Source organism: Streptomyces sp. NBC_00876 (assembly GCF_045207435.1).
GTDB lineage: Bacteria > Actinomycetota > Actinomycetes > Streptomycetales > Streptomycetaceae > Streptomyces.
Genome location: NZ_CP108800.1, coordinates 4604448 through 4627035, shown reverse-complemented (window position 1 = coordinate 4627035; position 22588 = coordinate 4604448). Strand labels below are relative to the sequence as shown.

24 protein-coding genes and 1 pseudogene are annotated in these 22588 nt (G+C 71.2%); 13 read left to right on the top strand and 12 right to left on the bottom strand.

Annotated elements, in window-relative coordinates; all coding sequences use genetic code 11:
- Positions 1-158: 158 nt before the first annotated feature.
- The 3 genes from OG782_RS20190 to OG782_RS20180 are packed head-to-tail and all read right to left on the bottom strand — an operon-like array spanning position 159 to position 2855.
- Entirely contained in the window at positions 159-1640 is a 1482-nt protein-coding gene (locus tag OG782_RS20190; protein WP_406452892.1) for a hypothetical protein, read from the bottom strand.
- A gap of 10 nt (positions 1641-1650) precedes the next feature.
- Positions 1651-1905 carry a MoaD/ThiS family protein gene (locus tag OG782_RS20185; RefSeq protein WP_406452890.1) on the bottom strand — a complete coding sequence of 85 codons (255 nt, stop codon included), beginning with the start codon at positions 1903-1905 and terminating at the stop codon, positions 1651-1653.
- Positions 1906-1958: 53 nt separating this feature from the next.
- On the bottom strand, positions 1959-2855 hold the full coding sequence (locus OG782_RS20180; RefSeq protein WP_406452888.1) for an alpha/beta hydrolase family protein: 897 nt from the start codon (positions 2853-2855) through the stop codon (positions 1959-1961).
- 301 nt (positions 2856-3156) lie between these two features.
- Between OG782_RS20180 and OG782_RS20175 the strand changes: the two genes are divergently transcribed.
- The 6 genes from OG782_RS20175 (at position 3157) to OG782_RS20150 (ending at position 8726) form a co-directional block, all read left to right on the top strand.
- Positions 3157-3960: a response regulator transcription factor gene (locus OG782_RS20175; RefSeq protein WP_406452886.1), complete on the top strand. Its 804-nt coding sequence runs from the start codon at positions 3157-3159 to the stop codon at positions 3958-3960.
- 24 nt (positions 3961-3984) lie between these two features.
- Positions 3985-5034 (top strand): LacI family DNA-binding transcriptional regulator, encoded by a 1050-nt coding sequence (locus OG782_RS20170; protein ID WP_406452884.1) that lies wholly within the window; start codon positions 3985-3987, stop codon positions 5032-5034.
- 118 nt (positions 5035-5152) lie between these two features.
- A complete protein-coding gene (locus OG782_RS20165; protein WP_406452882.1) occupies positions 5153-6295 on the top strand; it encodes a S1C family serine protease in 1143 nt (380 codons plus the stop codon).
- Positions 6296-6305: 10 nt separating this feature from the next.
- On the top strand, positions 6306-6500 hold the full coding sequence (locus OG782_RS20160) for a hypothetical protein (RefSeq protein ID WP_406452880.1): 195 nt from the start codon (positions 6306-6308) through the stop codon (positions 6498-6500).
- A gap of 67 nt (positions 6501-6567) precedes the next feature.
- Positions 6568-7299: a response regulator transcription factor gene (locus OG782_RS20155; RefSeq protein ID WP_406452878.1), complete on the top strand. Its 732-nt coding sequence runs from the start codon at positions 6568-6570 to the stop codon at positions 7297-7299.
- Positions 7296-8726 (top strand): sensor histidine kinase, encoded by a 1431-nt coding sequence (locus OG782_RS20150; protein WP_406452876.1) that lies wholly within the window; start codon positions 7296-7298, stop codon positions 8724-8726. Before OG782_RS20155 ends, OG782_RS20150 begins: the two co-directional genes overlap by 4 nt.
- 207 nt (positions 8727-8933) lie before the next feature.
- Here OG782_RS20150 and OG782_RS20145 read toward each other — a convergent pair whose 3' ends face one another.
- Genes OG782_RS20145 through OG782_RS20130 form a run of 4 tightly spaced genes read right to left on the bottom strand, consistent with a single transcriptional unit; the run spans position 8934 to position 12512 of the window.
- Complete coding sequence (locus tag OG782_RS20145) at positions 8934-10127, bottom strand: ABC transporter permease (RefSeq protein WP_406452874.1); 1194 nt, start codon at positions 10125-10127, stop codon at positions 8934-8936.
- The gene (locus OG782_RS20140) at positions 10124-10852 is read right to left on the bottom strand and encodes an ABC transporter ATP-binding protein (RefSeq protein ID WP_406452872.1); all 729 of its coding nucleotides are present in this window, start codon (positions 10850-10852) and stop codon (positions 10124-10126) included. Before OG782_RS20140 ends, OG782_RS20145 begins: the two co-directional genes overlap by 4 nt.
- Complete coding sequence (locus tag OG782_RS20135) at positions 10849-11976, bottom strand: peptidoglycan-binding protein (RefSeq protein WP_406452870.1); 1128 nt, start codon at positions 11974-11976, stop codon at positions 10849-10851. The genes OG782_RS20140 and OG782_RS20135 overlap by 4 nt, the downstream gene beginning before the upstream one ends.
- A 2-nt stretch (positions 11977-11978) precedes the next feature.
- Complete coding sequence (locus OG782_RS20130) at positions 11979-12512, bottom strand: hypothetical protein (RefSeq protein ID WP_406452868.1); 534 nt, start codon at positions 12510-12512, stop codon at positions 11979-11981.
- Positions 12513-12697: 185 nt separating this feature from the next.
- Between OG782_RS20130 and OG782_RS20125 the strand changes: the two genes are divergently transcribed.
- Complete coding sequence (locus OG782_RS20125; RefSeq protein WP_331740267.1) at positions 12698-13354, top strand: response regulator transcription factor; 657 nt, start codon at positions 12698-12700, stop codon at positions 13352-13354.
- On the top strand, positions 13351-14571 hold the full coding sequence (locus OG782_RS20120; RefSeq protein WP_406452866.1) for a sensor histidine kinase: 1221 nt from the start codon (positions 13351-13353) through the stop codon (positions 14569-14571). Before OG782_RS20125 ends, OG782_RS20120 begins: the two co-directional genes overlap by 4 nt.
- A gap of 295 nt (positions 14572-14866) precedes the next feature.
- Here the strand turns inward: OG782_RS20120 and OG782_RS20115 are convergent, their stop codons facing one another.
- Entirely contained in the window at positions 14867-15442 is a 576-nt protein-coding gene (locus OG782_RS20115) for a TetR/AcrR family transcriptional regulator (protein WP_406452864.1), read from the bottom strand.
- A gap of 87 nt (positions 15443-15529) precedes the next feature.
- On the opposite strand from OG782_RS20115, the gene OG782_RS20110 reads away from it, so the two are divergent.
- A complete protein-coding gene (locus OG782_RS20110) occupies positions 15530-16327 on the top strand; it encodes an alpha/beta fold hydrolase (RefSeq protein ID WP_406452862.1) in 798 nt (265 codons plus the stop codon).
- Positions 16328-17046: 719 nt separating this feature from the next.
- Here the strand turns inward: OG782_RS20110 and OG782_RS20105 are convergent.
- On the bottom strand, positions 17047-17835 hold the full coding sequence (locus OG782_RS20105) for a tetratricopeptide repeat protein (protein WP_406452860.1): 789 nt from the start codon (positions 17833-17835) through the stop codon (positions 17047-17049).
- Positions 17836-18140: 305 nt separating this feature from the next.
- Between OG782_RS20105 and OG782_RS20100 the strand changes: the two genes are divergently transcribed.
- Positions 18141-18572 (top strand): VOC family protein, encoded by a 432-nt coding sequence (locus OG782_RS20100; protein WP_266646419.1) that lies wholly within the window; start codon positions 18141-18143, stop codon positions 18570-18572.
- A 69-nt stretch (positions 18573-18641) separates the two neighbouring features.
- Here the strand turns inward: OG782_RS20100 and OG782_RS20095 are convergent, their stop codons facing one another.
- The gene (locus tag OG782_RS20095) at positions 18642-19373 is read right to left on the bottom strand and encodes a transposase (RefSeq protein ID WP_406459167.1); all 732 of its coding nucleotides are present in this window, start codon (positions 19371-19373) and stop codon (positions 18642-18644) included.
- An 85-nt stretch (positions 19374-19458) separates the two neighbouring features.
- The gene (locus OG782_RS20090; RefSeq protein ID WP_406452858.1) at positions 19459-20112 is read right to left on the bottom strand and encodes a hypothetical protein; all 654 of its coding nucleotides are present in this window, start codon (positions 20110-20112) and stop codon (positions 19459-19461) included.
- Between the two features lie 105 nt (positions 20113-20217).
- On the opposite strand from OG782_RS20090, the gene OG782_RS20085 reads away from it, so the two are divergent.
- From OG782_RS20085 to OG782_RS20075, 3 genes are read left to right on the top strand one after another with little or no spacing between them, the layout of a single operon-like run.
- The gene (locus tag OG782_RS20085) at positions 20218-20757 is read left to right on the top strand and encodes a hypothetical protein (protein ID WP_266738324.1); all 540 of its coding nucleotides are present in this window, start codon (positions 20218-20220) and stop codon (positions 20755-20757) included.
- A gap of 31 nt (positions 20758-20788) precedes the next feature.
- Positions 20789-21337 (top strand): SigE family RNA polymerase sigma factor, encoded by a 549-nt coding sequence (locus tag OG782_RS20080; protein WP_093548562.1) that lies wholly within the window; start codon positions 20789-20791, stop codon positions 21335-21337.
- Complete coding sequence (locus OG782_RS20075; protein ID WP_406452855.1) at positions 21334-21906, top strand: PASTA domain-containing protein; 573 nt, start codon at positions 21334-21336, stop codon at positions 21904-21906. The genes OG782_RS20080 and OG782_RS20075 overlap by 4 nt, the downstream gene beginning before the upstream one ends.
- 150 nt (positions 21907-22056) lie before the next feature.
- Here the strand turns inward: OG782_RS20075 and OG782_RS20070 are convergent.
- Positions 22057-22263: pseudogene (locus OG782_RS20070) on the bottom strand (DUF4158 domain-containing protein); the annotation flags it as partial.
- Positions 22264-22588: the final 325 nt, after the last annotated feature.

Genomic DNA, 22588 nt, shown 5'->3' with positions numbered 1-22588 from the left:
CCCACCCCGCGTCCGTCCGGACCCCTGGCGCCCGTGAGCCTACTGCGGCCGCACGTCACGCCCCCGGTGATCGACGATCAGAAGCCCCCCATCGGTTCCCCGTGGAGGGCTTCTTCCTGCCAGTGACGGGTTACTGGTTACTGGTTACTGGTTACTGGTTACGAGAGCGCGCGGCCGATCAGATAGACGGCCGGGGCGGCCGCGGTGAGCGGCAGCGCCACACCCGCGGTCATGTGCACGAAGCGTGACGGGTAGTCATAGCTCGCCACCCGCAGCCCGATCAGCGCGCAGACACCGGCCGCGAGGCCGAGCAGCGCGCCCTTGGCGCCCAGGTCGGTGACGGCACCCGCCGCCGCACCCGCGCCCGCCGCGACGGCCAGCGCCGCAACGACCGAGGCCGGTCCGGGCAGCGGCAGTGCCCGGACGAGCACGGCGAAGGCGACGGCGACCGCGCCGGCCGTCACGGCGTCCGGGACGGCCGCGAGATGACCGGCGGCGAGAACCGCGAGCGCGGCCGAGGCGACCGTGGCCATCAGCCCCTGCATCCGCTCGTCGGCGCCCGCCCGGCTGCGCAGCTGGAGGACGAGGGTGAGCAGCACCCAGATGCCGAGGGTGCCGAGGATCGCGGCCGGACCGTTCTCCCGGCCGGCCGCCAGCAGCGCCACATCGGCGACCACGCCGCCGGCGAAGGCGAGCGCGATGCCCTGCCGGGCCGGCCACATGCCGTTGAGCCGGAACCAGCCGGCCGCGGTCACGGCCTGGAGCAGCACGAGCGGGACGACCAGGGCGTACGGCCCGATGGCCGCACCGAGCGCGAGCAGCAGCCCGAGCCCCGCGGTGAGGGCGGCGGGCTGCATACCGGGCGCGATGATCGGCGAACGCCCCTCGGCGCGTGCGCGCTGGGCGTCGGTGATGCGGGTGTTGCCCAGCGTGGTGGGCGCGCTGTAGCCCTCGGGGGCCGCGGCCTGCGCGGAAGCGGCGGGAGCCGCCGGGACCTCGGGGGGCAGCGGGTACGAACCGGATGCGCCCACCGGCGGCAGGGGGGCCGTACCGACGGCGCCGGCCTGCACGTGCGGCGCGGCCTGCACGGGCTGTACCGGCTCTACCGGCTGTACGGGCTGCTGGGCGGACTGCGTGCGCTGGACGGCCGGCTGGTACTGGGTGTCCCAGGTCTGGCCCTCCCAGGTCTGCGCGACGCCCTGCTGCCCGGCGGGCCAGTCATCCCCGGGCTGAGACTGCGGGGCCTGGTGCGTGGCCTGAGGCGAGTGCTGAGGCGAGTGCTGAGGTGCCTGGTGCGGGTCGTACGCGCCCTGCGGGTCGTACGCGCCCTGCGGACCGTACGCACCCTGCGTTCCGTACGGAGCCGCATCGGCCGCGTAGGGCGCCGCATGGTCCGCGTAGGGCGCCGCATCGGCCGCGTACGGAGTCCCATCGCCCGCATACGGCGCCTGCTGCCCGTAGGAGGGGGCCGCGTAACCCTGGTCCGCGTAACCCTGGTCCGGGTAGGCCTGACCGTACGACGGGTCGCCGTACTGCTGGGGCTGCGGCTGTCCGTACGGATACGGCTGCGGCTCCTGCCCGTACGGCGGCTGCGGTTCCTGCCCGTACGGGTACTGCGGCTGCTGATCGCTGCTGCTCATGTTCTGCGGTTCACCCTCCTGCGAACGGCGGGAGCACCTCGACCGTGCCGCCCTCGGCAAGGCGTACGGTCTCATGGCTCCGGGTCCCGACGGGGTCACCGTCGATGAGGAACGAACACCTCTGGAGTACGCGGCTCAGCTCGCCGGGGTGCCGCTCACGCACCGCGTCGAGCGCCTCTTCGAGCGTCACAGCGGTGTACGGCTCCTCCGCCGTCCCGGCTGCGGCCTTGGCGGCTGCCCAGTATCGGATCGTTCCCGCAGGCATGGCGGCGCTCCTCTCGTCTCGCGTCGGTTCACGCGTCGGCTGTCCATCATGGTTCACGACGTCACCGCCCAGTCGGCGATGCGGGTGAGCAAGGTCTCGTCCGCCGCGTTCTCCGCGTGCCCCATCCCGTGCTCCAGCCACAGCTGGGCGGCCCCGCCCGCCGCGTCGGCCAGCATCCGCGGGTGGTCGAGCGGGAAGTACGGGTCCTGGTCGCCGTGCACGATCAGCAGCGGGGCCGGGGCGATCAGGGCGGCGGCCCCGACCGGGGAGAGCGGGACCGGGTCCCATTCCTCGCGGTCGATCCGGGTCCGGAAGCCGTAGCGCCCGACCAGCCGCCCGGTGGGCCGGGTGACCATCCAGTGCAGGCGCCGCATCGGGGCCGTCCCCCGGTAGTACCAGCGCGCCGGGGCGCTCACGGACACCACCGCATCCGCGTGCGCCTCCGTACGCGCTTCCGTGCGCCCCTCGCGCTCTGCAACGGGCGGCGCGTCCTCGGTTTCCGTCGCGGGATCCGTATACAGCGCCCCGTGCCGGAGCACCACGGAACCGCCCATCGAGAACCCGACCGTAACGACGCGCGTGTGCCCCAGGGACCGCGCCCAGGCCACCGCCGCCGCCAGATCCAGCACCTCGCGGTCACCCACCGTGGACCGTCCGCCCGACCGTCCGTGCCCCCGGAACGAGAAAGTGATCACCGCCGCACGCTGGGAGAACACCTCCACGGCGCGACGCACCGCGGGGCGGTCGGCCGAACCGGTGAATCCGTGCGCGACCACGATCGCCGTACCGCCGCCGCCCACCGGGCCGCCCGCGCCGTCATCTGCCGTACACGGGTCGTACACCGCCTCGATCCGGACCCCGTCATCGGTCGGCAATGTGGTCCGCAGCGGACCGCGCGTGATCAAGGGAACAGAGGAACTCCGAAATCGCCCCTCGGACACTGAACTCATGTGGGCTATTCTCCTGGGAAGAGGATCCGGGCAAAGCAGCCCCCGGGTCCTTTTGTGCTTCCCGCGCGTTGTTACGACGACGTTTCGACAAGCTCAGCGGTCCTGGGCGCGGGGCCGCATCCGTAAAACCCGTATGACGGAACGTCGTACGGCCAGCACGAAAAAGCGTACGAAGCAGTGCCGCATACTCCCCCGGGCCCGGCCCGGGAGTGCCCCTCTCGCAGGGAACGAGGAGGACCGACGTAATGGGCGAGCCAACCGTGCACGATCATCGACCGACGACCCAGGCAGGTGGGCGGCGATGAGTTCACTGCTGCTCCTGACGAATGCCCTCCAACCGTCGACGGAGGTGCTTCCCGCCCTCGGCCTCCTGCTGCACAGCGTGCGGGTCGCCCCCGCCGAAGGACCCGCTCTCGTCGACACCCCCGGTGCCGACGTCATCCTCATCGACGGACGGCGCGACCTGCCTCAGGTGCGCTCGCTCTGTCAGCTGCTGCGGTCCACCGGACCCGGCTGTCCGCTGATCCTCGTCGTCACGGAGGGCGGCCTCGCGGCCGTCACCGCGGACTGGGGCATCGACGACGTCCTGCTGGACACGGCAGGTCCCGCCGAGGTCGAGGCCCGGCTGCGGCTGGCCACCGGCCGGCAGCAGATCACCTCCGACGACTCCCCGATGGAGATCCGCAACGGCGACCTCTCGGTGGACGAGGCGACGTACAGCGCCAAGCTCAAGGGCCGGGTCCTGGACCTGACCTTCAAGGAATTCGAACTGCTCAAGTATCTGGCGCAGCACCCGGGCCGGGTCTTCACCCGCGCCCAGCTGCTCCAGGAGGTCTGGGGCTACGACTACTTCGGCGGTACGCGGACGGTCGACGTCCACGTCCGACGGCTGCGCGCCAAGCTCGGCCCCGAGCACGAGTCGCTCATCGGCACCGTACGCAACGTGGGCTACCGCTTCGTCGCACCGGAGAAGCTGGAGCGGGCCGCCGCCGAGGAGGCCAAGGCAGCCGCCGCGAAGGCGGCCGCCGAGACCCTCACCCGTTCGGAGCAGCCGGAGGTTGCCGAGGTCACGGAAGAAGCCCCGGTCCGGCCTGCCAAGAGGTAGTTCCATCCGCGTAGACTGCCGCGCGTGGCCAAGGTGACGCGGGACGATGTGGCGAGACTGGCGGGGACGTCGACCGCGGTCGTCAGCTACGTCATCAACAACGGACCCCGGCCGGTTGCCCCGGCCACGCGCGAGCGGGTACTCGCCGCGATCAAGGAGCTGGGCTACCGGCCCGACCGGGTCGCCCAGGCGATGGCCTCGCGGCGGACCGACCTCATAGGGATGATCGTGCCGGACGCGCGGCAGCCGTTCTTCGCGGAGATGGCGCACGCGGTCGAACAGGCCGCCGCCGAGCGCGGGAAAATGGTGCTCGTCGGCAACTCCGACTACCGCGACGAGCGCGAGGTCCACTACCTGCGGGCCTTCCTCGGCATGCGGGTCTCGGGCCTGATCCTGGTCAGCCAGGGCCCCAGCGAGCGCGCGGCGGCCGAGATAGAGGCGTGGGACGCCCGGGTCGTGCTGCTGCACGAGCGCCCCGAGGCGATCGACGACGTCGCGGTCGTCACGGACGACGTCGGCGGCGCCCAGCTCGCCACCCGTCACCTCCTGGAGCACGGCAACGCGTACGTGGCGTGCCTCGGCGGCATGGAGTCGACCCCGGCGGTCGGCGACCCGGTCGCCGACCACGTCGAGGGCTGGCGCCGGGCGATGCACGAGTCGGGCCGCTCGACGGAGGGCCGCCTCTTCCAGGCCCCGTACAACCGTTACGACGCCTACCGGGTGGCGCTGGAGCTCCTGGCGGGCCCGGACCGTCCCCCGGCGATCTTCTGTGCGACGGACGACCAGGCCATCGGGGTGCTGCGGGCCGCGCGCGAGCTGCGGATCGACGTTCCCGGTGAGCTCGCGGTGGCGGGGTTCGACGACGTGAAGGAAGCCGGTCTGACCGATCCGCCGCTCACGACGGTCTTCTCGGACCGCCCGGCGATGGCGCGGGCCGCGGTCGACCTGGTGCTCGACGACTCGCTGCGGGTGTCGGGGTCGCGGCGGGAGCGGCTGAAGCAGTTCCCCTCGGCGCTGGTGGTCCGCCGCTCGTGCGGCTGCGGGGAGCCCCCGGCGCCCCGGTTGCTGTCCTGACGGGCCGGCCTCTCGGGGCCGGGCTCCGGTCGGCCTTTATATCGGGCATACGAGGTTCTGCCGGGCTTCTCAGCGCACACTCAGGGTCCTCTCATCTTCGCTGGACACTCTCGTAGACATGACAGAGAGCCAGCGCCCGAGCGGCGAGTACCCGATGTACCCCTCGTACGGCAACGGCGACGCGGCCTACCCGCCGCCGCCGTCATACCAGCCCGCGCAGCCGGTCAGCACCGGCCCCGGAACGACGGTGTGGCCCGGCCCCGGCACCACGGACGGATACACCGGCGGCGGACACGACGGCAGCGGACACGGCGGCGGTGACGGCTTCCAGGCATACGGGCCGCCGCCGGCCGCCCCCGAACCGGCCCCCTCCCGGCGCCGGGTCCGCCGCCCGGTCGCGCTCCTCGCGGCGGTGGCCATCGCGGCGGCGGTCGTCGGCGGCGGCACCGCGACCGTGATCGGTCAGCTCACCGACAACGGCACCGACAGCACCGCCGGCAGCGTCATCCCCGGCACCACCGTCTCGCAGAGCAGCAAGGGCACCGTCTCCGGCGTCGCCGCGGCGCTCTCGCCGACGATCGTCGAGATCGGCGCGACCTCGAACGCCGGACAGTCGACCGGCTCCGGCGTGGTCATCACGTCCGACGGCGAGATCGTCACCAACAACCACGTCGTCGCGGGCGCCACCGCCATCAAGGTCACGCTCAGCACCGGCAAGACCTACACCGCCGACGTCGTCGGCACCGACCCCGACAAGGACCTGGCGCTGATCAAGCTCCAGGGCGCGAGCGGGCTGAAGACGGCCACGCTCGGCGACTCCTCCAAGATCGCCGTCGGCGACCAGGTCGTCGCGATCGGCTCGCCCGAGGGCCTCACCGGCACCGTCACCAGCGGCATCGTGTCCGCCCTCGACCGCGATGTCACGGTCGCCAAGGACGGCGGCAGCAGCCAGGAGCAGCAGGGCGGCGGACAGCAGTGGCCGTTCGAGTTCGGCGGCAAGCAGTTCAACGGCGACACCGGCGACTCCACCACCACGTACAAGGCCATCCAGACCGACGCCTCGCTCAACCCGGGCAACTCCGGCGGCGCGCTGATCAACATGGACGGCGAGATCATCGGCATCAACTCCGCGATGTACTCGGCCAGTTCGTCCAGCAGCTCGCAGGGCTCCAGCGCGGGCAGCGTCGGCCTCGGCTTCGCCATCCCGGTGAACACGCTCAAGGCCGACCTCGACACCCTGCGGGCCGGCAACAGCTCCTGAGGAGACAGCCATGCACCACCCGACCGACACCCCCACCGGCCCGGCCGCCCTGGCCCTGCCGCTCGCGCTCGTCGCGGTCCTCGCCGAGCGGGCACCCGTCGAAGGAGACGGCGCGGACCTCCCCCGCGCCACCGAGCTCCGCACCACCGCCGGCAACCGCGGACGCCGTGCCGCGCGACGCCGCGCCATGACCGTGCGAGGCTGAGCAGCCCGGGGCCGCGAAGGAACGTGGCTCCCGCCCCCGCACGGAACGAGAAGAGGACGAAGCAGCGATGAGCCCCGCCGAAGACGATCCGCAGCGCATCCTGATCGTCGACGACGAGCCCGCCGTGCGTGAGGCCCTCCAGCGCAGTCTCGCGTTCGAGGGGTACGGCACCGAGGTCGCCGTCGACGGTCTCGACGCCCTCACCAAGGCGGACGCGTACGCCCCGGACCTCATCGTCCTCGACATCCAGATGCCGCGCATGGACGGACTGACCGCCGCCCGCCGCATCCGTTCCACGGGCACCACCACGCCCATCCTGATGCTGACCGCGCGCGACACGGTCGGCGACCGCGTCACCGGGCTCGACGCGGGCGCCGACGACTACCTGGTCAAGCCCTTCGAACTGGACGAGCTCTTCGCCCGCATCCGGGCCCTGCTGCGCCGCAGCTCGTACGCGGCCAGGGCGGGCGGTCCCGTCCCCGACGACAACGTGCTGTCCTTCGCCGACCTGCGCATGGACCTCGCCACCCGCGAGGTCACGCGCGGCACCCGCCGCGTGGAGCTGACCCGTACCGAGTTCACCCTGCTGGAGATGTTCCTGGCGCACCCGCGCCAGGTCCTGACCCGCGAGCAGATCCTCAAGGCGGTGTGGGGCTTCGACTTCGAGCCGAGCTCCAACTCGCTGGACGTGTACGTGATGTACCTGCGCCGCAAGACGGAGGCCGGCGGCGAACCGCGCCTGGTCCACACGGTGCGGGGTGTGGGCTACGCGCTGCGGGCGGGCGGTGGGGACGGATGACGGGCCCCCTGCACCGCATCCGCGCCCTGCCGCTCCGCTCCCGGCTGGCGCTGCTGGTCGCGACGGCGGTGGCAGTCGCGGTGGCGGCGGTGGCGGGCGCCTGCTGGTTCGTGACGAAGGCACAGCTGGAGCACCAGCGGGACGAGACCCTGCGCAACACCACGGTCGACGTGGACTACCTCAACAAGCTGTACGCGTACTGCAAGAGGGCCACCACACTTCCGCCGAGCAGCGACTCCGGCCTCACCGTCCAGCTCATCGACGCCCAGGGCGAGGTCTGCATCAACCCTGATTCGGCGGAGATCATGGTGAGCGCGGTGGACCTCGCCGTGGTCAACCACGAGGCGCGCAGCGTTCTGCATTCGGCGGACGACAAAGACGGCGTGAAGATGCGCGTCTACACCTATCCGGTGAAGGCGGTCCAGCCGGGCACGGGGCTGCCGCCCACGGACCTGGCCGTCTCCGTCGCCCGCCCCGCGAGCGAGGTGGACAAGCCCCTCTCCACTCTCGCCTGGGTCCTCCTGATCGTCTCCGGCATCGGCGTCATCGGCGCCGGCGCCGCCGGTCTCTGGGTGGCCCGTTCCGGTCTGCGCCCCGTCGACGAGCTCACCGAGGCCGTCGAGCACGTGGCCCGTACCGAGGACCTGACGGTCCGCATCCCGGTCGAGGGCGAGGACGAGATCGCGCGGCTCTCCCGCTCGTTCAACTCGATGGCCGCCTCGCTCGCCACCTCCCGCGACCGCCAGGCCCAGCTCATCGCGGACGCCGGCCACGAACTCCGCACCCCTCTCACCTCACTCCGCACCAACGTCGAACTCCTCGCCCGCAGCGACGAGACCGGCCGGGCCATCCCGCCGGACGACCGCAAGGCGCTGATGACCTCGGTGAAGGCGCAGATGACGGAGCTGGCCTCGCTCATCGGCGACCTCCAGGAGCTGGCCCGCCCGGACGCGCCGGACCCCGGCCCGCTCCAGGTGGTGGCCCTGCACGACATCACCCGCACCGCCCTGGAGCGCGCCCGCCTGCGCGGCCCCGAGCTGACCATCACTGCGGACCTGGCCCCCTGGTACGTACGGGCCGAACCGGCCGCCCTGGAGCGCGCGGTCGTCAACGTCCTGGACAACGCGGTGAAGTTCAGCCCACACGGCGGCACGATCGACGTGGTCCTGCACCGGGGCGAACTGACGGTCCGCGACCACGGCCCCGGCATCCCCGCCGACGAACTCCCCCATGTCTTCGAACGCTTCTGGCGCTCCCCGTCCGCCCGCCAGCTCCCGGGCTCCGGCCTGGGCCTGTCGATCGTCGCGCGTACGGTCCAGCAGGCCGGCGGCACGATCGAGCTGCGCCCGGCCCCGGGCGGCGGCACGGAGGCGGCCATCCGCCTGCCGGGAGCACCGCAGCCGCCGCCGGAGGCTCCACAGGGGTGAACACCGGCCAGTTGCCGAGGTCGGGCGTCCGCCGACTACGTGGTCGGCCAGCTCACCGCGTACGCCGGGGCCCCGCCCGGAGACCTGGCCCGCGGTGCGGACGGATACTCTCGGAAGGGAATCCCTGTGACCAGTGAGGCTGAGGTGGCGGTCGCTGTCCGCGTAGTCGGGCCCGGTCCGCGACCTCGGTGGCTCCGGCGCCGTTGGTCAGGCCGAGCGCAGGGCGTCTGTCGGGGACACCCTGGCTGCGCGCAGTGCCGGGTAGATTCCGGCGACGGCCGCCACCAGTACTGATACCAGGGGGCCGGCGACGACCGTATAGAGCGGGATGGAGGCGGGCCAGCCCTGCGCGAGGGCGTAGCCGTAGACCGCGAGGCCGCCGACGAACAGCCCGCCGACTCCTCCGATGAGGCCCATCAGTACGGCTTCGATGAGGAACTGGACGGCGATCTGGCCGCCTCGGGCGCCCAGCGCGCGGCGCAGTCCGACCTCGCCGCGGCGTTCCATCACTCCCACCACCATGGTGTTGGCGATGCCGACGCCGCCCACGAGCAGGGCGACCGCGGCGAGGGCGAGGACGAGTCCGGTGAGGGAGTTCTTGGTCTCGGCCCGTGCCGTGTACAGGTCGGAAGGGCGGCTGACGGCGACCGTGCTCGGGTTGGCGGGATCGGCGGTGGCTCCGGCAACGGTCTGTACGTCAGGGACGCGTTCCGGGTAGGCCCTGAGGTAGACCATGGCGGCGGTGCCGTCCGCGCCCAGGTGGGCGGTGGCCTCGGGCCAGCCGACCAGGGCGGCGGTGCCGAGCTCGGGTGCGAGCTCGTTCGGGGCCAGGATTCCGGTGACGACGAACCACTGTCCGCCCAGCCAGACCCGCTCGCCCGGCGCGGTCACGCCGAGCCGGAGTGCGGCCTGGTCGCCGAGCACGGTCACCGGGAGGTTCTCGCTCGCCCTGTCCAGCCAGTGCCCGCTCTGCAGGGTGGCGTGCAGGACGTCGAGCAGGTTGAGCCGGGCGGCCAGCACGGTGAGGCTGTTGGTCTGCTGCGGTGGGACCAGGTCGTTGCGGTAGACCTGGGCTTTGGTGGCCCCGGTCGCGGTGACCTGTTGCACGGGGGCGATGTTGGCGAGCATCTTCTCGGCCGTGGGCGGCAGCGGCACCGGCTTCTGGTCGGCGCCGTTGCCGGGGGCGACGGTGATCAGGTTGGAGCCGAGCCGGTCCAGGCGCTCCAGCAGGTGCGCCTGGTTGGAGGCGGAGATCCCGGTCACGGCGATCACGGCGGCGATGCCCAGGGAGATGCCGAGCGCGGACAGGGCGGAGCGCATCTTGCGGGTGCGTGGTCCGATCATGCCGAGGCGCAGCGTGTCCGTCGGACGTAGCCGGGTGCGTCGCAGGGGTGGTGTCATCGGACAGCTCCTGCGGGGTGCGGGCCGCGTTCGTCGAGGTCGATGCGGCCGTCGTGGAGGGCGATTCGCCGGGGGAAGGAGGCGGCCAGCTCGCGGTCGTGGGTGATGACGACGACCGTGGTGCCGTTGGCGTTCAGGGTGCGCAGCAGCTCGACGACGGCGGTGCCGGAGACGCTGTCCAGGGCCCCGGTGGGTTCGTCGGCGAGCAGCAGAGCGGGGCGGCCGACGAGGGCGCGGGCGATGGCGACGCGCTGCTTCTCGCCACCGGAGAGCTGGTCGGGGTGGTGGCGGAGCCGGTGTCCGAGGCCCACCTCGCGCAGGGCTTCGACAGCTCTGGAGCGCCGGAGCGGGGCGGGGGCACCGCTGTAGAGGAGGCCGGTGGCGACGTTCTCGACCGTGGTGAGCCCGGACAGCAGGAAGAACTGCTGGAAGACGAAGCCGATCCGGTGGGCGCGCAGGGCGGCCAGTTCGGGGTCGGAGAGCGCGGACAGGTCGCGTCCTTCGAAGTGCAGCTTTCCTGTAGTGGGCCGGTCGAGGGAGCCGAGCAGCGCGAGGAGGGTGGACTTGCCGGAGCCGGAGGGGCCGACGACGGCGAGGAGTTCTCCGGTTTCGACGGTGAGGTCGATGCCGTGCAGGATGCGCAGCGGCGGTGATCCCGGGTACTCCTTGGTGATGCCGGAGAGCTCCAGCACGGGCTCCCTGCGCGGTGGCTGAGAGGGCGTCACTTCGGAATCACCACCTGGTCGCCGGCTTTGACGTCCCCGGTGATCTGCGCCTTGGCGTCGGCGACCAGTCCCAGCTGGATTCTGACGAGCCGGGTGGTGGCGCCGCTGACGGCCTGGACTCCGTAGCCGCCGCCGTCCAGCGCGAGCAGCGCGGTGACGGGGACGATGAGCGCGTCGCTGACGGTCTCGCCGACGACGGTGACGGTCACGGAGGAGGGCCCGGCCTGCTTGGCCTGCCGCTGGTGGTCCAGCGCGATGGTGACGGTGGTCTTGTCCGCGCCGTCTGAGCCGTTGTCCCCGCCGTCGCCGGAACCGCCGTGGACCAGTGAGCGGATGCGTCCGTCGATGGTGCTGCCGTCGGCCAGCTTCACCGTCACCCGGCCGTTGGGCTTGAACTGGGAGAGCTGGTTGTCGGCGGGCTGCGCGGTGGCGACCAGGTCGGTGCCGGACACGGTCATGACCGCGGTGGCCCCGAGGGCCGAGCCGAGCTGCGCGCCGAGCTGCTGCACTCGCACGGCCGCCTGTGGCAGCATGACGACGCTGCCGAGCGTGACCGTTCCCGCCTGCTTCTCACCGAGGGCCTTCTGCCAGCGCTTGACGGCGGTGACGGTGGCAGGGGTGAACTTCTGGTCGGCCGTCAGGCCGAGTCCGTCGGCATGACCGAGCTTGATCAGGTTGCGTTTGAGCTGTTCGACGTCGGGTCCGTCACTGATTCCGGGGCCGAGGTCGCGCCACATCGGCCGGTCCCCGGTGAGCAGCACCACGGGCCGTCCGTCGACCTCGTACAACTTCGCTCCCGCCTTGACGACGGCGCCGACGGGCGGCAGGGCAGTGAGCGTTCCGTGGCCGGAGGTGATGACGGGAGTCGGCGTGGTGAAGCTGAGTGCGCCGCCTACCTGGATGCCGGTGGACAGCGAGCCCTTCTGCACCGCGACGGTGCCGTGGCTGACGGGCGGCTGCGCGGAGACGGTTCCGTGCCGCTCCCAGGGGCGGATCGCGGCGAGCGCACCCGAGCCGCCGAGCGCGGCGACCAGGACGAGCGCGACGACGGCCCTACGGCTCTTCTTTCGCGCGGGGGCGGGCGAGGTGCCGTCGGGGGCGGTGGTCTCAACAGTGCGGCTCATGATCACTGACCGATCGAGTAGCCGGGCATCGGGAGCTTGCCGCAGGCCGGCTGGATGGCGTCCCATTTGGCGGTGTTGAGCGATCTCGCCGGGAATACGAGGATGCCGGTCTTGGGGTCGGGGTCGGGGATGTCCGCGTAGCCGTGCTTCCGCGCGCACGCGACGAAGGCGCGCCCTTGCTCCACGAACTTCTCGTTGCCCTTCTGCTGGACCTGGTGGATGCCGGGGACCTTGGCGTCGCAGGCCTTGCTCGCCGCGTCGAGGCCGTTGGCCGAGCCGGGACTGTCGACATCGATTCCGGTGGCGGGGAAGGTGATGTTGCCGTCCTCGTCCTGCTCGACGCTGGTCTGCCCCTGCTTGTGCATGCAGTCCACCCAGGCCCGCCGGACCGCGTCGTCGTCCTGCGGCTTGCTCTTTCCCGTGCCGTCGCCCCCGGCCAGGCTGGGCGCCGCGTCGCCGGAGGAGCAGCCGGTCATCACCAGCGCCGCGGTCACGACGGTCGCCGCCAGTGCGGTTCGTATGGTCTTGATACGCATTTCGTGGTCTCCCTGCTGGATGTCGGCATCGACCTCGGCATTTCTACGGACCGGCGGGTTACGCACCGGTGAGTGCGTGCCTAACCACCGGCTAACGCCCGCCGAGGCATCGTTGACCAAGAAGGGCCAGGACAGGCCGGTGCGGGGCAGGACAGCGCAGGGCGCGGCGAGGGGAGTGGAGCAGAATGCGAGTGCTGATCGTCGAGGACGAGGTGGACCTGGCCGCGATGCTCGCCGAGGGCCTGCGTGCCGAAGGCATGGTCTGCGACGTCGCCCACGACGGCGCCCGCGCGCTCGAAATGACGGCCGCCGCCGACTACGACGTCCTGCTCCTTGACCGGCACCTGCCCAAGCTGAGCGGGGATGCCGTCTGCCGGGCCCTGAACACAGCCGGCTATCCGGCCAGAATCCTGATGCTCACCGCTGCCGGCGCCCTCGCCGACCTGGTCGACGGCCTCGGTCAGGGCGCCGACGACTACCTGGCCAAACCCTTCTCGTACCTGGAACTGATCGCCCGGCTGCGCGCGCTGGGCCGCCGCTCCCCTGCCGGCAGCAGCCCCACCGTACTGAGCAGGCACGGCGTCAGCCTGGACACCGTGCGCAGGGTCGCCGAACGCGACGGCCGGCCACTGAAGCTGACACCCAAGGAGCTCGGAGTGCTGGAACTACTGCTGGCCGCGGACGGCGCCCCTATCCCCACCGAGCAGCTGCGGGACAGCCTGTGGGACGCGGCACTGGACCCGGCCACCACCGCCGTCCGGGTCACCGTCCACTCGCTGCGCCGCAAGCTCGGCGAACCGCCACTGATCACCAACGACCCCGGCTACGGGTACCGGCTGTGACCCGAGGCCGGACCGGTCGCCGCCTCTCGCCGCACGAGCTGCCCCTGCGCGGCCGCCTCACCCTGATGACCACGACGGTCTTCGCAGTCCTGGGCAGCGGGCTGCTCCTGCTGAACTGGCTGAGCACCCGCCAACTCCTGAAAGACAACCGCCACCGCATCGAACCCGAGAGCGTGCTGGCTCCCGCCCGGACCGCGCCGACCCCCACCGCCACCCCGCAAAGCCCCTCGATCCCCGCCTCAATCACCACTCCCGCCCAGCACTTCGAGGACTTCCAGCACACCGTCCTCAGCGACCTGCTGCTGCGGTCCCTGCTCCTGCTCGCCGTCTTCACCGCACTCGCCGGACTACTCGCCTGGTGGGGCAGCAGCCGCTCACTGCACCGCCTCAGCCAGGTCACCGCGGCGGCCCGGCGCATCAGTACCGGCAGCACCCTGGACGAACGGCTCGGCCTGACCGGCCCGCACGACGAGGTCCGCGAACTCGGCGACACCTTCGACACCATGCTCGACCGCCTGGACCGCAGCTTCACCGCCCAGCGCAGCTTCACCGCCCACGCCTCACACGAACTGCGCACCCCGCTCACCCTCCAGCGCACCGCCCTGGAGATCCCCCTGGCCCAGGGCCGGGTTCCGGCCGATCTGAGACCCGCCTTCCAGCGGGCGCTGGACGCCACCGCCCGCAGCGAACGCCTGATCGCGGCACTGCTGACACTGGCACATGGCGAGAGCGCACAGCTGACACCGCAACCGGTCGACCTCAAGGACGCCGCCAGGGACGCCTTGGCGGACCTGGCCGACGAGGCCCGGACGGCAGGCATCCGGATCATCGCCGACCCCAGGCCCGCCCCGGTCACGGGCGACCCCTCACTGCTCCGGCAGGTCGCACTGAACCTGCTGACCAACGCTGTGCGGCACAACCACCACGACGGCACGGCGACGGTGACCACCGGCACCCTCGGCGGCCTTGCCTTCATCGAAGTCGGCAACACCGGCCCGGCACTGGACCCGGACGAGATCCCCGCCCTCTTCGAACCGTTCCAGCGCGGCCGGGAACACCGCAGCGACGGCACCGGGCTGGGACTGGCCGTGGTCCGGGCGATCACCCTGACCCACCACGGCGAGCTCACCGCCACCCCACGCCACGGCGGCGGCCTCACCGTCCGAGTCGAACTGCCCGCCACAAATGGAACAGGCCCCGCAGAGTCCGGCCTCTGAGAATCCAACGCTTCGGAACATCTGATCTCCGCCGGCCGCCTTGCCGTCCGACAAGGCGCGGACGACCATCATCAGCGCCTCGGGACCTCGGGCGGCAACGTTCCGGTGGAGCCGTCCGGACCCCGTAGCAGTGCGGGCTCCATCGCCTGCGGGGTCCGGTCCAGGAACGCACAGAGCTCCGCGATCTCCGCGCGGTGTTCAGGTAGCAGAGTTCGGTCTTCAGCGGTGCCGTGCATGGCGTTCTCTCCTTTGAAGATGAACCCAGCACCACGCAGTTCGAAGGAAGCGCAAACGGCTACGCCCCCTCCAGCCGCCCCGCCAGCGCCCGCAGTCCCGCCGCGATCTCTGCCGCGTCCGGGGCCTGCTCCGGGTCGGTCAGCCACTGGATCATCACGCCGCTCATCAGCGCGAGCTGCACCGACCCGAGCCCCCGCACATCCGCCTCGTCGACCTCCGCCTCCGGTACCCCGGTCAGCTGCGCCGCCACCCCCCGGCGGCCCTCGCGCTGGCCCTCGGCCAGGAGAGCCAGCAGCTCCGGAGAGCTCTGCGCGTGGACGAAGGCCTCGACCGAGGCGATCCAGAGCCAGCGGTCGGTGCGGTACGAGGCGATCTCCCGCGTCCACATGTCCGCGTACCGCTCGGCGGCCGAACCGCCCCCCTCCCCCGCATCCGCCCCGAACGCCTGGCCCCACTCGTCGATGGCCGCGAACAGCGCCTGGTTGAGCAGGGCCTCACGGGAGCCGAAGTGGTAGCCGATCGCCGCCATCGAGACCCGGGAAGCGGTGGCGATGTCGCGCACGGTGGTGCGGAGATAGCCCTTCTCCTCCAGGCAGCGCCTCGCCCCGGCCAGCAGATCCTCGCGGTTTCCCATCCCGGGATCGTACGTCCACGGAACTTGGGCAAGCGATCTATACAAACGTATTGCGCGACCGATCTACACATGCGTACAGTCACTGCCATGACTCAGCGCACCGCAGTCCGCAGCGAACTGACCATCGGCGGCCGCCGCCTCTCCTACCTCGACCACGGCCCCACCACCGGCCGCCCGCTCCTCGCCCTGCACGGCCACCTCTCCGAGGGCGCCTCATTCGACGGCCTGGCCGCCGGACTCGGCCCCGAATGGCGGGTCATCGCCCCCGACCAGCGCGGCCACGGCGACTCCGACCGCGCGGACGACTACAGCCGCGAGGGGTACGTCTCCGATCTGGCAGCCCTGCTCGACCACCTGGACACCGGCCCGGTCGTCGCCCTCGGACATTCGCTCGGCGGCATCAACGCCCTGCACCTCGCCGCAGCCCGGCCGGCCTCGGTCGCCGCGCTCGTCAACACCGACGCCCCGGTCGACCTGCCGCACCAGGACCCGGGCCCACTGGCCTTCCTCGCGGGCTTCCCGTACACGGCACCCACCCGCGAGGAACTGATCGCCGCCTGCGGCCCGTTGGGACCGAGGGTGGGACCCTCGCTGCGCCCGCTCCCGGACGGCGACGGCTGGCGGCTGCCGTTCCACCCGCAGGAAACACTCGACTCCGAGGGTCAGGTGCACGGCGACCACTGGGCACAGTGGCTTGCAAGTGACTGCCCCGCACTGGTGATCAACGGCCGCACCAGCCAGGCACTCCCGGCCGAGCAGGCCGCCGCGATGGCGTCGCTGCGCCCGCACACCTCACTCGTCACCCTGGAGACGGACCACTTCGTCCAGCTCCAGGACCCGAAGGGCTTCGCACAGGCGGTGGCGGAGTTCCTCGCGACCGTGTGAGGGCGGAACGTGAACAACCCACCCCGGCCGCGAAGTTGCCGGTGAACACGTCCCGTGCACCGCCTCACGGAAGAGCTCAATCCGCCCAGGCCGCCCTCTCGGATCACCGACCGGCATACTGGGCGCCATCTCCCGCACGGCCGGAAGCAGACAACGTGAGATCCGAAATACTTCGCATCGGCGCAAGCCTCGCGGCCGCCACCGCGACGGCACTCACCCCGTCCTCGTGCGGAGCGGAGAAACCCGTCGCCACTCCGAAGGCCGTGACTCACTCCCAACTGGTCGGCCGATGGGACGGGGAAGGGGAATGCGGATCGCCGATGCTTCGACTACGCGACGACTACACCTTCTCCAGCAAGGAGTTTCCGGTCCAGTGGGACGGCCCCGTGCCGGACTCACAGGTCACACGCCGTTCATCCGACGGAATATGGCATGGAGTCAACAAAGATCCAGGCCTGTCGCCCTATCTGGTACTCAATTTCGACCATCACAACGACCCCCAGTTTCTGCATTTCTATCTGGAGGATGGGAAGTTGCGGCTGGATGGGACTGTCTACGCGGACGGGGGCGACCCCTATCCCTACGAATGTCACTACAAACGCACTTCTGCCGACCCTGGGGCTCAGGGGGCGTCGTCCGGACCATCTCGCTGACCGGATGAAGCCGGCGCCGATCGGCCGTCACCATCTCCATGAGGCCGAAGGCGGGGGACCCTACGCTTAGGGTCGAGTGCCGTCCAGGTGCTCAAGGAGTGTCCGGGCTTCGACGGTGCGGCGGTGGTCTCGGCCGAATGACGCCAGGCAGGCATCGTGAGCGGCCGCAGCCTGGCGCCGGGCGTCGAGAGCGCGCCCCAACCCCGACAGGGCGGCAGCAAGGGCCAGTTCGACAGCACCCGTATCCGGGTGGCGCTGGGATTCGGGCAGAGCGCGGTACTGCCTGTCCGCGCCCTGCGCCTCGGTGAGGGCGTCTTCGTAGCGGGCCTGGCCGTTGAGGCTGCGAGCCAGGCCGAGTCGCAGGACGAGGGACACCCGGTCACGTTCGGGATGGCCGGCCAGGGCCTCGCGCGCGAGTACCTCGGCCTCCTGGTGACGCCCCTGCCCATTGAGGGCGAAGACCAGCCCATTACGGGCGGCCGAAGCCAGGAGTGACATCTCCGGTCCGGTACCGCGGCCCGCGGCCTCGGCGACGGCCGCACATTCCGCCTCGCACTCGGCATGCCGTCCGAGCGAGGTCATCTGCTGGGCGCGGTCCGAGCGCAGCTTCAGGGTCAGCCAGTGATCGGCTCCGAATATCCTGCTGAAGGTGACCAGCGCCTCGTCGTAGGTGGCGAGCGCCTCGGCATGGCGGCCCTGGGCGCCCGTAGCGAGCGCGGCGATGTTCAGCGCCACCGCTGCGTACTCGTCGCCCCGCGGCCGCGACCGGGCCACGGCACGGGCTTCAGCCTCCGCCTCGGCGTAACGCCCGCTTTCGTAAAGGGCATTGGCCTCATCCACAGGTGTTCCCGACATACGTCGGGCGTCAGCTCGGCCGCGCGGCCGGAAGAATCTCATGCCCGGGAGCATACGGATGCTGCACAGGCTGTCATGCGAAGAGAAGGGGAAATGGTCGACAGCCCCTGCTTCCTAAGGGCTGTCCCGTAACTGGTCTTCGGCACGCAGCTACGCGCCAGGGTTGCGTCGTTCGCGTGACCTGTTCGATTTGATTACCTGATGTCCGATCCGGGCCAGGTTTCGGCGGGGTTGGGTCGACATCTCGACGGCATGGGGATCCACCTGGGGAAAGTGCAGCAGAGCCCCCTTGGTAGGGTGCGCCGATGTCAGCGATCAAGCAGTTTCAAGTGACCTTCGACTGCGCTGAACCTGCGCGCCTCGCCGCCTTCTGGTGTGAGGTGCTGGGGTACGTCGTACCGGCGGTCCCGGAGGGTTTTGCCACGTGGGAGGAGTACCACCGCTCGCTGCCGCCCGAGGACGAGATCTACTTCGCGTGTACTGATCCCTCGGGTGTGGCCCCGCGCCTGCTCTTCCAGCGAGTTCCCGAAGGCAAGGTCGTCAAGAACCGGGTGCATCTCTGTGTGCGGGCCGGCGCCGGGCTCGTGGGTGACGAGCGCCTGGCCACACTCGAGGCTGAATGCGCACGGCTGATGGCGCTCGGCGCGAAGCACGTGCTGACGCAGCGCGCCGATGGCGTCAACGAGTCGTGCATCACGATGCAGGACATCGAGGGCAACGAGTTCTGCCTCGACTGAGTCTCCTCCGAGACTGCGAGGTGGGGAGCTGTCTTACCTGGACCCTCTCAGGTCCGCATGCGGCGGGGGTTATCCCGTGAGGGCGAGGTTGTGTAGGCGGGCGACGCCGTGCATTGCGTGGCGCACGCCGTCGCCTCTCAGGCGGCAGTCGCGCAGGATCTTCCAGGTCTTCATACGGGCGAAGGCATGCTCGACGCGGGCGCGGACCTTCTTGTGGGACTTGTTGTGGGCCTGTTTCCAGTCGGGGAGATCCTCTCCCTTGCGGCGGCGGTGCGGCATCAGGAGCCCGGTTCCTGGGTAGCCGCCATCGGCGATGGTCATCGTGTTGCCGACGGCGGCCTTGGCGCCGGACTCCGCCCAGGCCCGGCAGTCGTTGCGATTGCCCGGCAGCGGCAGGCCGACCACCACGACCAGGCGGGTGTCGGCGTCGATGACTACCTGGTGGTTGGTGGAGTAGCGGTAGTTCTTCGACTGCTCGGCGACCCTGTGGTCCCGGGTGGGCACCAGGGTGCCGTCCACGATCAGCACCGCGTCCTTGGCGAACCGCTGGCGGGGATGCAGCGCGAGCCTCGGGCCGATGCCGCCGATCACTCGGTCTGCGGCCGACTTCGACACCCCGAACAGCGGGGCCAGTTGCCGCATCGTCAAGTTCGTTCGCCAGTACGCGGCGACCAGCAGCACCCGGTCCTCCAGCGACAGCTTCCACGGCCGGCCCCGGCCCGGGGAGTCGGCACCCTCACGACGCAGCGCGGTCACCAACTTGCTGAAGACGGGCGGGCGCAGCCCGGTAAACGGGGCTATCCAGACACCTCACGGCGCTGAGCCGTCAAGTCGGGACACCGGGTACGAGCTCACTGTTCGATTTGGAGGGCCCTGCCGGTGGTCATCAGAGAGCGTCCTTGATGTGGCCTCGGGCGAAGTCCCATGGAGCGGGTGCGTGGGTGGCCGCGTATTCGTCTGCGATGCCGAAGACGCTTCCGCATCCTGGGCATTCCGCCTGGCCGAACAGGTGCGGTAGCCCCCAGGCGAGCCGTTGCTGGCCATCCCGTACGGCCGTCTCGTGCAACATCCTCCCGGTGCCGGTCAGCTCGTCCGGGGTGGCCGGCCGGAGCGGGACCTGGTGGACATCCCCCAGATTCCAGTCGCGGATCGAGGAGTAGCAGCCGTAGTCGCCGATTGCGATCGTCACCGGTGCGTCGCAGTGCGGACATGCGACAGTGACGAAGTAATCGGTGAAGTCGTCCAGGGCCTCGAACCACAAGGGCTGGCCGTCGAACGCGAGCATGGTCCGCAACCGGCTCAGGTAGATCTTCCCGGTCAGGCCTGGCCGCAGCCGGGCCGCGGCCAGGGCGCGAAGCTCGGCCAAGGTCGCCGCACGGCGGGCGACTTCTTCGTCGGCGCCGTGTGGTTGAAGGAGGCCACCTGCTATGGCTCCGGCCAGATCGAGCGCCCAGTCCCCGGCGTTCTCGGTTTTCGCGATGTCCGCCAGTCGCGGCAGTGCGGCGATGCTCGCCGGGGTGATCGTCCCCTGGTGGCACAAGCGCCCCCAAAGCCGGTCGCGAGTAGCAGCGGTACAGCGGTTAGCGCTAAGGAATGATCTTCGCTGCCGGGGGAGGCCCGGCCAGAACGGGCGCACGCTGGAGGTGTGGCTGAGGACCGGAACGCCGAGCTTGCCGCTCTCGCCCGCCAGGCCGTGGCAGCCGCGGGCGGCCTGCGGCTGCTGGTCGAGCGGATGGGCGATCTCGGCTGGCGGATGCAGGACTACCGCGACGAGGACCTGCTGAACGTCGCCTCCGCCCTGCGCGGCACCGCGATCCTGATCGCCCTCGACACCGAGGACATGGACCTGCACGAGGAAGTCACCGGGCGCCGGGTGCACGAGGTGCACGATGTCGCCGAGTGGCTCCGAGAGCACGGCGAAGGCGACGGCCGGCCGTTACCCTGCCGACCCGGGCCGGTTGTCCCGGCCGCCGGGGATGACCCGCAGGACGGGGCCGGCGGGGGCGAACTCGCCGAGGTCGAGAGCGGCGTCGCGTCCGCCCGCGCGGGACGCCGGGCCCCGCCCCCACCCCGGGCGGCAGCGGCGCGAGGTCCTGGGACACCCTTCCGTCCCAGCTGTGATTCACGTCACTGCCGGCGGCTCGGTGCAGCACCCGGCCCCGTTCCGCCGTCATGGGGGCAGTGATCGGGACGGGACGAGGAGAGGAGGTCGGCGGGTGAGGTTTCGCAGGAGCGGTCCGGGCAACGGATTCACGGAGTTCGTCGCACAGCGGTCGGGAGCGTTGTTCCGCACCGCGTATGCGCTGACCGGTGACGTGCACGTGGCCGAGGATCTGGTGCAGGAGGCGCTGGAGCGGGCGTGCCGACACTGGCGGAAGGTCGAGGTGGCGGACTCGCCGGAGGCGTACGTGCGCAAAGTGCTGGTCAACCTGGCCAACGACCGCTGGCGGCGGCTGTCGCGCCTGGGCGAGCGCCCCGGGCTGTCGGGGGTGCCCGAGACGGCCGACCCCCGGGACCGGTTCGGGCAGGTGGATCTGCGCGCGGAACTGATCGAGGCACTGCTCGGGCTGCCGATGGGCATGCGCAGCGTGGTGGTCCTGTACTACCTGCACGATCTGGACGCCGGGCAGGTCGCCGGCATCCTGGACATCTCTTCGAGTGCGGTGAGGTCCCAGCTCGCCCGCGGCCTGGCCAAGCTGCGCGATTCCGTATCGGGCGCCCAGGCGCCGCACACCCCGTCGGCCGCTTTCGGAGGTACGAAGTGAGGAACACGTCGTCCGGACCCGCCCCGTTCGAGCCGGGCCTCGAAGCCGAGCTGCGTGCCGCGGTGGCCTCCTTCGCCGACGGGCCGACGGCGCCGGTCGTCGACGCGGCCGCGATCGAGCGAGTCGTCAGCCGCAGCCGCACCCGCCGGGCGCTCCTCGGCACCGCTGCGGCGTGCTGCGTGCTGGCGTGCGCCACGGTGGGGTTCTTCGCGCTGAAGCCCGTGCCGCCCGGCGCCTCCCCGTCCCTGTCCACACGGGCGAACGGGGCGTGCACCCCGCTCGCCACCGGCACCCCCAAGAGCGGAAGCGCCGATGCGACTCCGACACAGGAGCAGGAGCAGACCGCGGGAGCGGGCATCGCGCTGCCGGACCTGGCCGGCATGCCGGTCGAACAGGCCGGAAGCCTGCTGCGCGGACTCGGACTGAGCTGCACGATCATGCGGCACACGGACTGGAACGCTCCCGCCGGGCAGGTGATCAGCAGTGACCCCCGGGGCGGCGCAGAACCGGTGGCACCGGGCTCGTCCGTCCTCCTGCTGGTCTCGACGGGCAAACCCGGCAGAACCTGAGCGACCGGGCCCTTCGGCCCGCGCACCGGCAGGACGGCGCCCCGTCCTGCCGGGCAGGGGAGCCACCCGGAGCGGGGGAACGGCTGCGGGTGGCGGGCTCCGATGCCGTCAGCCGCGCAGCTCGCTCGGCATCGTCTTTGGGTTGCGGAGGTCCTGCCCGAGGCGGCGGCCCCGACCGGCGCGGACGCGGGCCCGGCGCGCGAAGCCGAGGCGGTTGTGGTCCCCGCGCCGTTTCGCGATCAGCAGGCGGTCCTCGTCATCGAGGAAGAAGAATCGCTCCAGCTCAGGGCGGGTCGGCACCTCTTTGAAGGAGCCGTAGGACGCGGCCTGATCATCAGTTAAGAACTCAACCGGCACGGGCCGGAGGGTAGCCGGGCCGCCGCTGGCTCAGTTAGCCGTCACTCGAACCCCTGCGCGGAAGATCCCTTCCGTGATATCGGGCCCCCGAGCGTGATCACCCTCAGCGCCAATCACGGCCGCTGACCTGCCCCGGAGGCTTAGAGCTAACCGCTGTACCGCTGCTACTCACGACCGAAAGCCCGTCGATGGCCTCCTTGTCACGACCGACAGCTCGGTCCAGCAACCCGGGTATCGCGTGGGCCGGGCCGTAGGCGTCGTGGAGTGTGGACCAGTCGATCATCCGGTGATTCAAGCATGCTGCGGAGCGACCTCCGGGAGGCGG

What these genes read in the sequence shown, in the direction of transcription:
- OG782_RS20190 (WP_406452892.1), bottom strand. Translation starts at nt 1,640, where the DNA reads ATGAGCAGCAGCGATCAGCAGCCGCAGTACCCGTACGGGCAGGAACCG.
- OG782_RS20185 (WP_406452890.1), bottom strand. Translation starts at nt 1,905, where the DNA reads ATGCCTGCGGGAACGATCCGATACTGGGCAGCCGCCAAGGCCGCAGCC.
- OG782_RS20180 (WP_406452888.1), bottom strand. Translation starts at nt 2,855, where the DNA reads ATGAGTTCAGTGTCCGAGGGGCGATTTCGGAGTTCCTCTGTTCCCTTG.
- OG782_RS20175 (WP_406452886.1), top strand. Translation starts at nt 3,157, where the DNA reads ATGAGTTCACTGCTGCTCCTGACGAATGCCCTCCAACCGTCGACGGAG.
- OG782_RS20165 (WP_406452882.1), top strand. Translation starts at nt 5,153, where the DNA reads ATGACAGAGAGCCAGCGCCCGAGCGGCGAGTACCCGATGTACCCCTCG.
- OG782_RS20160 (WP_406452880.1), top strand. Translation starts at nt 6,306, where the DNA reads ATGCACCACCCGACCGACACCCCCACCGGCCCGGCCGCCCTGGCCCTG.
- OG782_RS20155 (WP_406452878.1), top strand. Translation starts at nt 6,568, where the DNA reads ATGAGCCCCGCCGAAGACGATCCGCAGCGCATCCTGATCGTCGACGAC.
- OG782_RS20150 (WP_406452876.1), top strand. Translation starts at nt 7,296, where the DNA reads ATGACGGGCCCCCTGCACCGCATCCGCGCCCTGCCGCTCCGCTCCCGG.
- OG782_RS20145 (WP_406452874.1), bottom strand. Translation starts at nt 10,127, where the DNA reads ATGACACCACCCCTGCGACGCACCCGGCTACGTCCGACGGACACGCTG.
- OG782_RS20135 (WP_406452870.1), bottom strand. Translation starts at nt 11,976, where the DNA reads ATGAGCCGCACTGTTGAGACCACCGCCCCCGACGGCACCTCGCCCGCC.
- OG782_RS20130 (WP_406452868.1), bottom strand. Translation starts at nt 12,512, where the DNA reads ATGCGTATCAAGACCATACGAACCGCACTGGCGGCGACCGTCGTGACC.
- OG782_RS20125 (WP_331740267.1), top strand. Translation starts at nt 12,698, where the DNA reads ATGCGAGTGCTGATCGTCGAGGACGAGGTGGACCTGGCCGCGATGCTC.
- OG782_RS20115 (WP_406452864.1), bottom strand. Translation starts at nt 15,442, where the DNA reads ATGGGAAACCGCGAGGATCTGCTGGCCGGGGCGAGGCGCTGCCTGGAG.
- OG782_RS20110 (WP_406452862.1), top strand. Translation starts at nt 15,530, where the DNA reads ATGACTCAGCGCACCGCAGTCCGCAGCGAACTGACCATCGGCGGCCGC.
- OG782_RS20105 (WP_406452860.1), bottom strand. Translation starts at nt 17,835, where the DNA reads ATGTCGGGAACACCTGTGGATGAGGCCAATGCCCTTTACGAAAGCGGG.
- OG782_RS20100 (WP_266646419.1), top strand. Translation starts at nt 18,141, where the DNA reads ATGTCAGCGATCAAGCAGTTTCAAGTGACCTTCGACTGCGCTGAACCT.